Source organism: Buttiauxella brennerae ATCC 51605, from assembly GCF_001654925.1.
GTDB lineage: Bacteria > Pseudomonadota > Gammaproteobacteria > Enterobacterales > Enterobacteriaceae > Buttiauxella > Buttiauxella brennerae.
On record NZ_LXER01000031.1, the window covers coordinates 19822 to 30469 of the forward strand.

Sequence of the window (10648 nt, forward strand, 5' to 3'; positions counted from 1 at the left end):
CTGGCAATAAAAAATCAACGATTGAGAAAATTGGCTAACAGCTGGTGCCCCTGCTCACTGAGAATACTTTCCGGGTGAAACTGCACCCCTTCCAGTTCAATCTCACGATGGCGGATACCCATAATTTCTTGTTCATCAGTCCATGCCGTGACTTCAAAGCACGCAGGCAACGTGGCAGGATCGATAACCAAAGAGTGATAACGCGTGACGGTGAGAGGGTTGTTCAGGCCGCTGAAGACGCCAGAATTATTATGCGTAATGGCTGATGTTTTGCCGTGCATCACTTTTTCAGCCCGCACAATGGTCGCGCCAAAGGCTTGTGCGATAGCCTGGTGTCCAAGGCACACACCGAGGATCGGTAACTGTCCGGCAAATTGTTGAATCGCCGCAAGGGAAATGCCCGCTTCACTGGGTGTGCAGGGGCCAGGAGAGATAACCAGTTTTTCGGGTGCCAGCATACTGATATCAGAAAGCGTCAGTTCATCATTACGTTTTACGACCACTTCTGCGCCCAGCTCGCAAAAGTACTGGTAAAGATTCCAGGTAAATGAATCGTAATTGTCGATAAGCAGTAGCATCGCGGCTCCGGGGTAAAAATGAACCGCGCTATTCTATTCGCTTTCGCGCGCTTCGCTCACGACTTTAGTGAAAATCTCCGTCAGCAAAGTCAAATCGCCCAACGCTCCCGCCTGATTAGCCGTTGCCCATGCTTCAGGCGAGACGTCTTTCCAATCGAGGATGTATCCGGCATGAATCGCTAACTGCTCGAAGAACACGCGCTGCGCCCGACCACTGCCAACAAAAAACGGATGAAGTACGTTAATTTCACAATAGTAATGTGACAGGCGCTGAACGAACTCAGTTCTGGAAAGGCCGACCAGATAATGCTCGTCCTCCATTTCTTGCATCAGATCGTTGCCTTCATTTTCGATGTACTCGAAATGGCAGAACTGTATCTCCCCTTTAGAAATATCAACATCTCTCAGCTCGCCTGCCCAGTCGAAAACATCCTGAAAAAGCTGCTCATGGATAGCGCACAACCAGGGTAATCCGCGATGCAACGGGCCAAGTTCAATCGTTTCTACACGCTGCGCGATAATCTCATCTTGCGCATGAGGCTCAAGAATATCCAGCCGGGAACTCGCCTGAAACGAACGGCTACGCTGCTGCTGCCAAAGGCGGGACTTTTGTTTGTCGGTAAGTTTCTTTGCCATGATGCCTCCCTAAACATGACCCATTGTTGCCACAAGTATAAGCAGCAATCGGTAGAAGTGCAGGAAGGTAGATATTGCGCGGGTATGGGGTGCCCGCGCAGGAATTTCTTATGGCATGACTTTCGCGGAAAGGATAACGACAGGTTTTGACGGTACATTTTGGTATGGACCGACATCATGTGTCTGTACCTGGGAAATCTTATCGGCAACGTCCATCCCTTTCACAACTTTACCAAATACCGCATAACCGAAGTCGCGCTGGCCGTGATCGAGGAAGGCATTGTCTGCCACGTTGAGGAAGAACTGGCTGGTTGCGCTGTCTTTATCTGCAGTACGCGCCATTGAAATGGTGCCACGGGTATTACGCAGGCCGTTATCCGCTTCATTTTTGATAGGTGGGTTTGGCTGCTTCTGATTCATATCTTCAGTAAAGCCGCCGCCCTGAAGCATAAAGCCTGGGATCACGCGATGGAAAATAGTGTTGTTGTAGAAACCGCTGTTCACGTAATCCACGAAATTCTTCACAGAAACTGGGGCTTTTTGGCTATTTAACTCAAGCTCAATTTCACCCGCTGAAGTCGTCAGCAGGACATGTGGGTCGCCTTTAGCAGCCAGTGCCGCAGGAGATAGCGCGGAGAGAGCAAACACTGTTGCTACGGCCGCCAGAGTTGATTTGAGCATGAATAATTCCTTACGAAGGCAGTGAATGAGGCAAGTTGCTTGATTGTAAAGAGGCACTCAACTATGCGCCAGCCATTTACTGTTTTTTACTTTCAAACAATCAATAAGTTGCGTGAATGAATTATCAATTCACACTATGTTTTCGTGACTAATATCACACCCACAATAGTGACAAACTGCAATAAATTCATAAATTGTATAAATGAGTCACGTTTTTGACTAAAATCCATTCTTCTCGAGTGCTGTCAAAGCACTTTACATTTCTATTCACAGGCTCGTCATGACTAACAGCAACCGCATTAAGCTCACATGGATCAGCTTCTTCTCCTACGCCCTGACTGGCGCGTTGGTAATTGTCACCGGGATGGTGATGGGCAATATCGCCGAATACTTCCACGTTCCCGTTTCCAGCATGAGTAACACCTTTACTTTTCTGAACGCGGGTATTTTGATTTCTATCTTCCTGAATGCCTGGTTAATGGAAATCGTGCCGCTTAAAACGCAGCTTCGCTTTGGTTTCATCCTGATGGTGCTGGCAGTCGCCGGGCTTGTCTTTGGTGATAACCTGACTGTTTTCTCCGTCGCGATGTTTGTGCTTGGGCTGGTCAGCGGCATCACGATGTCAATTGGTACGTTCCTGATTACGCACATGTATGAAGGCCGTGAGCGTGGTTCACGCCTGCTGTTCACCGACTCCTTCTTCAGTATGGCTGGGATGATTTTCCCGATGGTCGCCGCCATCTTGCTGGCGCGCAGCATCAACTGGTATTGGGTTTATGTTTGCATCGGCCTGGTTTATGTCGCCATCTTTATCCTGACCATCGGTTGTGACTTCCCGGCATTGGGCAAACACGCGCCGCAACCTGAAAAAGTCGCCGAAAAAGAAAAATGGGGTGTGGGCGTGCTGTTCCTGTCCATCGCAGCCCTGTGTTACATCCTCGGTCAGTTGGGCTTTATCTCCTGGGTACCTGAATACGCCAAAAGCCTGGGTATGAACCTGAATGATGCGGGCCAACTGGTCAGCGATTTCTGGATGTCTTACATGTTCGGGATGTGGGCGTTCAGCTTTATTTTGCGCTTCTTCGATCTGCAACGCATTCTGACTGTACTGGCAGGTGCTGCTACCGTTCTGATGTACCTGTTTAACAAAAGTGAGCCTGCACATCTGGCGTGGTTCATTTTGGCGCTCGGCTTCTTCTCTAGCGCAATTTATACCTCAGTAATCACCCTGGGTTCATTGCAGACCAAAATTGCCTCGCCAAAACTGGTTAACTTCGTACTGACCTGCGGCACCATCGGCACCATGCTGACCTTCGTCGTGACCGGCCCGATTGTGGCACACAGCGGCCCGCACGCGGCGCTGCAAACCTCAAACGCGCTGTATGCCGTGGTATTTATCATGTGCCTGATTCTGGGTCTTGTGACTAAGCACCGTCAGCATAACGCAGTGGCAGCGGTAAACTAACCGCAGCCGCAAAGCTAACGGCGGGTCTATTTACCCGCCGAATTTTATCTCTTCTGCTTCATCCAGCATCACCCAGGTTTGTGACAATTGCGTGGTCGCAATCACTTTCCCTTCCCGCACTGACCAACGCACCGGCACCTGCCTGCGCACCGCATCAAAACCATTCTCAGCCGGAAGAATAATCAGGTTCGCCGCATTCCCCTCAGCAATACCGTACTCCTGCACGCCGAACGTGCGGGCACTGTTATCGGTGATAAGCTTTAAGCCTTCATCAATTTGCTGGTAACCCATCATCTGGCAGACATGCAGCCCCATATGCAGCACCTGCAACATATTGGCGGTGCCCAGCGGGTACCACGGGTCAAACACATCATCATGCCCAAAGCAGACGTTTATCCCCGCTTCGAGTAACTCTTTCACCCGCGTGATACCACGGCGTTTTGGGTAATCGTCAAAACGACCTTGCAGATGAATATTTACCAGCGGATTAGCAACAAAATTAATGCCGGACATTTTCAGCAGGCGGAACAAGCGCGAGGTATAAGCGCCATTGTAAGAGTGCATCGCGGTGGTATGGCTGGCGGTCACGCGCTCGCCAATGCCATCGCGCAACGCCAGTGCCGCGACAGTTTCGACAAACCGCGACTGTTCATCGTCAATTTCATCGCAGTGAATATCTAGCGGGCGATCATATTTTTTCGCCAGCGCGAATGCTTTATGCAGTGACTCGACGCCGTACTCACGGGTGAATTCAAAGTGCGGGATTGCCCCCACCACATCCGCCCCCAGGCGCAATGCTTCTTCAAGCAGCGCTTCCCCGTTGGGGTACGACATAATCCCTTCTTGCGGGAAGGCGACTATTTGCACCTCAATCCAGGGAGCCGCTTCTTGCTTCACTTCCAGCATCGCTTTTAATGCGGTCAGTGTAGGGTCTGAAACATCAACGTGCGTGCGGACATATTGAATGCCGTTGGCAATCTGCCATTTCAATGTCTGCCAGGCCCGTTGTTTGACATCTTCATGCGTCAACAGTGCTTTTCGTTCAGCCCAACGTTCAATGCCTTCAAACAAGGTACCTGATTGATTCCAGTTGGGTTGCCCGGCGGTTTGCGTGGTATCAAGGTGAATATGAGGCTCAATAAACGGAGGGATTGCCAGGCCGCCTCGCCCGTCAAGCACCTGCGGGCTTTCAGCCTGGGTTTCGCTCATCGGTTTAATGGTTTTGATGCGCCCATTGTCGAGGGCTAATTGCCACAAACCTTCACGCCCGACAAGACGCACATTTTGAATTAACGCCAACGCTAAATTGCTCATACCCACTCCTTGTTAATTAGCCGCCTCTATTTCATAGCACGACCAGGCAAAATCAGGTGATTTATTGTCTTTCCGTGAATAACCAAACATTTCCACAACTTATAAAAAACCACCAAAATCAGACACATACCCATTAAGAGGTATATAAAGGTGTATTTGATTTGTATCAATAATCACCATGGCTGAATCGTTAAGGTAGGCAGTAATAGAAAAGAAATTGAGGCAATTATGAGCAAAGTCAAAATCGCAATCATCGGTAATGGCATGGTCGGCCATCGCTTTATCGAAGACTTACTTGATAAAGCCCAGCCAGGCCAATTCGATATTACGGTGTTTTGTGAAGAGCCGCGTAAAGCCTACGACCGCGTGCATTTATCTTCCTATTTTTCCCATCATACTGCTGAAGAATTATCCCTGGTTCGTGACGGCTTCTACGAGAAACACGGTGTAAATGTGCTGGTTGGCGAACGCGCCATCACCATTAACCGCCAGGAAAAAGTGATCCACTCGAATACCGGTCGTACCGTGTATTACGACAAACTGGTGATGGCGACCGGCTCTTATCCGTGGATCCCGCCGATTAAAGGTTCTGAAACACAAGACTGTTTCGTCTACCGCACTATAGAAGATTTGAACGCCATCGAAGCATGTGCCCGCCGCAGTAAGCGCGGTGCCGTAGTCGGTGGTGGCTTGCTGGGTCTTGAAGCCGCAGGCGCACTGAAAAACCTCGGTGTAGAAACGCACGTTATCGAATTCGCACCCATGCTGATGGCCGAGCAACTCGACCGCATGGGCGGCGAGCAACTGCGCAATAAAATCGAAAGCATGGGCGTGCGAGTTCATACCAGCAAAAACACCCAGGAAATCGTGCAGGTTGGTAATGAAGCGCGTAAAACCATGCGCTTTGCTGACGGTACGGATCTGGAAGTCGACTTTATCGTCTTCTCAACCGGTATCCGCCCTCGCGATAAACTGGCTACCCAGTGTGGCCTGGCAACAGGTCAACGCGGCGGTATCGCGGTCAACGATACCTGTCAGACTTCTGATCCGGACATTTACGCCATCGGCGAATGCGCCAGCTGGAATAACCGCACATTCGGCCTGGTTGCACCTGGCTACAAAATGGCGCAGGTTACCGCTGACCACCTGCTTGGCACCGCAAACGCCTTTGAAGGCGCAGACATGAGCGCCAAGCTAAAACTGCTGGGCGTCGACGTCGGTGGGATTGGTGATGCTCACGGCCGCACGCCAAATTGCCGCAGCTATGTTTACCTCGATGAAAGCAAAGAAGTTTATAAGCGCCTGATTGTCAGCGCCGACAACAAAACCCTGCTCGGCGCGGTTCTGGTGGGCGACACCAGCGATTACGGCAACCTGCTGCAACTGGTGCTCAACAACATCGAGCTGCCAGAAAACCCGGATGCGCTGATTCTGCCAGCCCATGCAAGCTCCGGTAAACCAGCCATTGGTGTTGATAAGCTCCCGGACAGCGCGCAAATCTGTTCCTGCTTCGATGTCACCAAAGGGCATCTGGTTAAAGCCATCAACAACGGCTGCCATACCGTTGCTGCACTGAAAGCGGAAACCAAAGCCGGTACAGGCTGTGGTGGCTGCATCCCATTGATCACTCAGGTATTGAACGCTGAGCTGAGCAAACAAGGCATTGAAGTTAACCATAACCTGTGTGAACACTTCGCGTTTTCACGCCAGGAGCTGTACCACCTTATCCGCGTTGAAGGCATTAAATCCTTCGACGAGTTGCTGCAAAAATACGGCAAAGGTTACGGCTGCGAAGTATGTAAACCGACCGTCGGTTCTTTGCTGGCCTCTTGCTGGAACGACTATGTGCTCGCGCCACAGCACACGCCGCTTCAGGACACCAACGACAACTTCCTCGGCAACATCCAGAAAGACGGGACTTATTCTGTTATCCCTCGTTCTGCAGGCGGGGAAATTACCCCTGAAGGTTTGATGGAAGTTGGCCGTATCGCTCGCGAATTCAATCTCTACACCAAAATCACCGGTTCCCAGCGTATCGGCCTGTTTGGTGCGCAGAAAGATGATTTACCCGAGATCTGGCGTCAGCTGATTGAAGCCGGTTTTGAAACGGGCCACGCCTATGCGAAAGCACTGCGTATGGCAAAAACCTGCGTGGGCAGCACCTGGTGCCGTTACGGTGTTGGCGATAGCGTCGGCTTCGGCGTTGAGCTGGAAAACCGCTACAAAGGTATTCGTACTCCGCACAAAATGAAGTTTGGCGTGTCCGGTTGTACCCGTGAGTGTGCGGAAGCACAGGGTAAAGACGTCGGCATTATTGCCACCGAGAAAGGCTGGAACCTATATGTCTGCGGTAACGGCGGCATGAAACCACGCCACGCCGATTTACTGGCTGCTGACTTAGACAGTGAAACACTGATCAAATATCTCGACCGTTTCATGATGTTCTATATCCGCACCGCAGACAAACTGACTCGTACTGCGCCATGGCTCGACAGTCTGGAAGGCGGTATTGAGTATCTGAAACAGGTCATCATCGAAGACAAGCTGGGCCTGAACGCTCAACTTGAAGCCGAACTGGAACGCCTGCGCGAGAAAGTGATTTGCGAATGGACTGAGACAGTCAACACACCAGAAGCTCAGGTCCGCTTCAAACACTTTATCAACAGCCCGGTGCGCGACCCGAACGTACAAATTGCTCCTGAACGCGAGCAACATCGCCCGGCGACACCTTACGAGCGTATCCCGGTCACCCTGGTAGAAGAAGTGGAGGAAAATGTATGAGCCAGTGGACTACCGTTTGCCAGTTAAACGACATCCTGCCTGCTACCGGTGTTTGTGCGTTGGTGGGTAATGAGCAAGTTGCCATTTTCCGCCCACGCAACGACGACCAGGTGTTTGCCATCAGCAACATCGACCCGTTTTTTGAAGCGAGCGTGTTGTCTCGTGGGTTGATTGCTGAACACCAGAATGAACTTTGGGTTGCCAGCCCGTTGAAAAAGCAGCGTTTCAGACTGCGTGACGGACTGTGCATGGAAGATGAGAGCCGCTCAATTGCGCACTACAAAGCGCGCGTACAAGACGGCCAGGTTCAGGTAAAAGCATAAGTCTTAAAACAACCCTCACCCTAACCCTCTCCCTGAGGGAGGGGGTTAGGGTGAAATTTCAGTTATTAATTTTTTCTTTTAATTTGTTGGGATAACAAAAATGTTCACCGATACCATTAATAAATGCGCGGCGAATGCCGCTCGTATTGCCCGATTGTCGAAAAACAACCCGCTTGGTTTCTGGATTAGCTCCGCAATGGCGGGCGCTTACGTGGGGCTGGGGATCATCCTGATTTTCACCCTCGGTAACCTTGTAGACCCTGCATATCGCCCACTGGTGATGGGAGCGACCTTCGGTATCGCCCTGACACTGGTTATCATCGCCGGTTCTGAATTATTCACCGGTCATACCATGTTCCTGACCTTTGGCGTGAAAGCAGGCACCATTTCCCACGCTCAGATGTGGGGTATTTTGCCGCAAACCTGGCTGGGTAACCTGATTGGCTCTGTGTTTGTTGCCCTGCTGTACAAATGGGGCGGCGGTAGCCTGCTGCCGGTAGACACCAGCCTGCTTCACACTGCGGCGCTGGCAAAAACTACCGCTCCGGCCATGGTGCTGTTCTTTAAAGGCGCATTGTGTAACTGGCTGGTTTGCCTTGCAATCTGGATGGCCGTGCGTACTGAAGGCGCTGCGAAATTTATCGCTATCTGGTGGTGCCTGCTGGCGTTTATCGCTTCTGGCTACGAGCACTCCATCGCCAACATGACTCTGTTTGCGCTCTCCTGGTTTGGTCATCATAGCGATGCTTACACCATGGCGGGTATCGGCCACAACCTGCTGTGGGTAACGCTTGGGAATACCCTTTCTGGCGTAGTATTCATGGGTCTGGGTTATTGGTATGCTACTCCGAAAGCCGAGCGTCCCCAGCCTGCGCGTGTCGCCGCGCCGGAGACTGCACGCAACTAATTTCTTTTGAGGATTGACCGTGGATCACCTGCCTATATTTTGTCAATTGCAAGGTCGTGCCTGCCTACTCGTCGGCGGTGGCGATGTTGCAGAACGTAAAGCGCGTTTGTTGATGGAGGCAGGTGCAAAAGTCACTGTAAATGCCCTGGAATTTTCCCCACAATTTCATGTGTGGGCGGAACAGGGCATGATTACTCTGGATCAGGGTGAGTTTAACCCCGCGCTGCTCGATGTTTGCTGGCTGGCGATTGCCGCGACGGACAACGATGTGGTGAATCAGCAAGTCAGCGATTCATGCGAATCCCGCCGTATTTTCTGTAACGTCGTCGACGCTCCGAAACAAGCCAGCTTTATCATGCCATCGATTATCGACCGTTCACCGCTGATGGTCGCTGTCTCTTCCGGTGGTACTTCTCCGGTTCTTGCCCGCCTGCTACGTGAAAAACTCGAAGCTATTCTGCCGCTGCATTTGGGGAAAATTGCCGCTTATGCCGGTACGTTGCGCGGTCGAGTAAAAACCAACTTCAAAACGATGGCCGAGCGCCGCCGCTTCTGGGAAAAGTTCTTCACCAACGATCGCCTTGCGCAGTATTTAGCGAACGAAGACAAGCAAGCCATTGATAAAGAAACTGAGTCGATGTTCGCCACACCACTCGATCACCGTGGCGAAGTTGTTCTGGTCGGCGCAGGCCCAGGCGATGCAGGGTTGTTGACCCTCAAAGGGCTACAGCAAATCCAGCAGGCCGATGTGGTGGTTTATGACCGACTGGTTTCCGATGACATCATGAACCTGGTTCGTCGTGACGCAGACCGCGTATTCGTGGGTAAACGCGCTGGTTATCACTGTGTGCCGCAAGAAGAGATTAACCAAATTCTGCTGCGCGAAGCGCAAAGTGGTAAACGCGTGGTGCGACTGAAAGGTGGCGACCCGTTTATCTTTGGTCGCGGCGGTGAAGAGTTAGAAACCCTGTGCGAAGTAGGCATTCCATTCTCCGTCGTGCCGGGCATTACCGCGGCATCCGGCTGTTCTGCCTATTCTGGCATCCCTTTAACGCACCGCGATTACGCGCAAAGCGTGCGCCTTGTTACCGGGCACCTGAAAACCGGTGGTGAACTGGACTGGGAAAATCTGGCGGCAGAAAAACAGACGCTGGTGTTCTATATGGGCTTAAACCAGGCTCCAGCGATTCAGGAAAAACTGATTGAGCACGGCATGACAGCGGATATGCCTGTCGCGCTGGTTGAAAACGGCACCGCGGTTAACCAACGCGTGGTCAGCGGCATTTTAAGTGAGCTTGGCGAATTATCGACCCAGGTTGCAAGCCCCGCCCTGATTATTGTCGGTCGCGTAGTTGCCTTACGCGATAAATTAAACTGGTTTTCAAATCACTAATAAGCAAGTTAAATCTCGCCCATTCCTTGTCAGGTTTCGGACTTAGCAATAATTAAGGCTTCTCATATACTGAGCAGCCTTTTTTATATGTCCAATTAAGCCAAAACCCACTAATGATAGGGAATATCAATGATTAAGCTCGTAAAGATTACATCTGTATTTGTTATTTTAGCTTCTCTGACTGCATGTACGGGTCACGTTGAAAATCAAGACAAAAGCTGTGGTTACGACTACTTCTTACACCCGGCAATTTCTATCTCTAAAATTATTGGCGGCTGTGGTCCTGCGACTGCTCAACCCACTAAATAAGACTGATTAAATAACCTCACCCTTGTAATTAGGGTAAGGTTATTTTTATAACTCTTCGCAAATATCTCGGTCGTACTTCCACTGCCCTTGCCTCTTCATGAAACCTGATAGCCTGACTCCTGCTCACCCTTTATCTCTTCATTAAAATAAATATCAATGGCAAACGTGAAATAGGTAAAAAGAGAATAGGGTCGCAAAAGATATTTAGCGGAGAATGATTGGGAGGGGTCGCCCTCACCCCGGCCCTCTCCCCCAGAAGAG

Annotated in this window: 10 protein-coding genes; 6 read left to right on the forward strand and 4 right to left on the reverse strand. The window is 50.9% G+C overall.

Going from position 1 to position 10648, the window contains the following annotated elements:
- Positions 1-14: 14 nt before the first annotated feature.
- The 3 genes from pabA to ppiA all read right to left on the reverse strand — a co-directional run bounded on the left by pabA (position 15) and on the right by ppiA (position 1895).
- Positions 15-578 carry an aminodeoxychorismate synthase component 2 gene (gene pabA / locus M975_RS17230; protein ID WP_064561132.1) on the reverse strand — a complete coding sequence of 188 codons (564 nt, stop codon included), beginning with the start codon at positions 576-578 and terminating at the stop codon, positions 15-17.
- 33 nt (positions 579-611) lie between these two features.
- The gene (locus M975_RS17235; protein ID WP_064561133.1) at positions 612-1214 is read right to left on the reverse strand and encodes a putative adenosine monophosphate-protein transferase Fic; all 603 of its coding nucleotides are present in this window, start codon (positions 1212-1214) and stop codon (positions 612-614) included.
- A 108-nt stretch (positions 1215-1322) separates the two neighbouring features.
- Positions 1323-1895 carry a peptidylprolyl isomerase A gene (gene ppiA / locus M975_RS17240; RefSeq protein ID WP_064561134.1) on the reverse strand — a complete coding sequence of 191 codons (573 nt, stop codon included), beginning with the start codon at positions 1893-1895 and terminating at the stop codon, positions 1323-1325.
- 280 nt (positions 1896-2175) lie between these two features.
- On the opposite strand from ppiA, the gene tsgA reads away from it, so the two are divergent.
- A complete protein-coding gene (gene tsgA / locus M975_RS17245; protein WP_064561135.1) occupies positions 2176-3360 on the forward strand; it encodes an MFS transporter TsgA in 1185 nt (394 codons plus the stop codon).
- Between the two features lie 30 nt (positions 3361-3390).
- Here the strand turns inward: tsgA and M975_RS17250 are convergent, their stop codons facing one another.
- A complete protein-coding gene (locus tag M975_RS17250) occupies positions 3391-4674 on the reverse strand; it encodes a cytosine deaminase (RefSeq protein ID WP_064561136.1) in 1284 nt (427 codons plus the stop codon).
- Positions 4675-4902: 228 nt separating this feature from the next.
- On the opposite strand from M975_RS17250, the gene nirB reads away from it, so the two are divergent.
- The 5 genes from nirB to M975_RS22545 all read left to right on the forward strand — a co-directional run bounded on the left by nirB (position 4903) and on the right by M975_RS22545 (position 10387).
- Complete coding sequence (gene nirB / locus M975_RS17255; RefSeq protein WP_064561137.1) at positions 4903-7455, forward strand: nitrite reductase large subunit NirB; 2553 nt, start codon at positions 4903-4905, stop codon at positions 7453-7455.
- Positions 7452-7778 carry a nitrite reductase small subunit NirD gene (gene nirD, locus M975_RS17260; protein ID WP_064561138.1) on the forward strand — a complete coding sequence of 109 codons (327 nt, stop codon included), beginning with the start codon at positions 7452-7454 and terminating at the stop codon, positions 7776-7778. The genes nirB and nirD overlap by 4 nt, the downstream gene beginning before the upstream one ends.
- Before the next feature lie 100 nt (positions 7779-7878).
- Positions 7879-8685, forward strand: coding sequence for a nitrite transporter NirC (gene nirC, locus M975_RS17265; RefSeq protein ID WP_064561139.1), 807 nt, complete (start codon positions 7879-7881; stop codon positions 8683-8685).
- 19 nt (positions 8686-8704) lie between these two features.
- A complete protein-coding gene (gene cysG / locus M975_RS17270; RefSeq protein WP_064561140.1) occupies positions 8705-10078 on the forward strand; it encodes a siroheme synthase CysG in 1374 nt (457 codons plus the stop codon).
- A 129-nt stretch (positions 10079-10207) separates the two neighbouring features.
- Entirely contained in the window at positions 10208-10387 is a 180-nt protein-coding gene (locus M975_RS22545; RefSeq protein WP_074388393.1) for a YhfL family protein, read from the forward strand.
- Positions 10388-10648 lie beyond the last annotated feature (261 nt).

What these genes read in the sequence shown, in the direction of transcription:
- M975_RS17250 (WP_064561136.1), bottom strand. Translation starts at nt 4,674, where the DNA reads ATGAGCAATTTAGCGTTGGCGTTAATTCAAAATGTGCGTCTTGTCGGG.
- M975_RS22545 (WP_074388393.1), top strand. Translation starts at nt 10,208, where the DNA reads ATGATTAAGCTCGTAAAGATTACATCTGTATTTGTTATTTTAGCTTCT.
- nirD (WP_064561138.1), top strand. Translation starts at nt 7,452, where the DNA reads ATGAGCCAGTGGACTACCGTTTGCCAGTTAAACGACATCCTGCCTGCT.
- M975_RS17235 (WP_064561133.1), bottom strand. Translation starts at nt 1,214, where the DNA reads ATGGCAAAGAAACTTACCGACAAACAAAAGTCCCGCCTTTGGCAGCAG.
- ppiA (WP_064561134.1), bottom strand. Translation starts at nt 1,895, where the DNA reads ATGCTCAAATCAACTCTGGCGGCCGTAGCAACAGTGTTTGCTCTCTCC.
- nirB (WP_064561137.1), top strand. Translation starts at nt 4,903, where the DNA reads ATGAGCAAAGTCAAAATCGCAATCATCGGTAATGGCATGGTCGGCCAT.
- pabA (WP_064561132.1), bottom strand. Translation starts at nt 578, where the DNA reads ATGCTACTGCTTATCGACAATTACGATTCATTTACCTGGAATCTTTAC.
- tsgA (WP_064561135.1), top strand. Translation starts at nt 2,176, where the DNA reads ATGACTAACAGCAACCGCATTAAGCTCACATGGATCAGCTTCTTCTCC.
- nirC (WP_064561139.1), top strand. Translation starts at nt 7,879, where the DNA reads ATGTTCACCGATACCATTAATAAATGCGCGGCGAATGCCGCTCGTATT.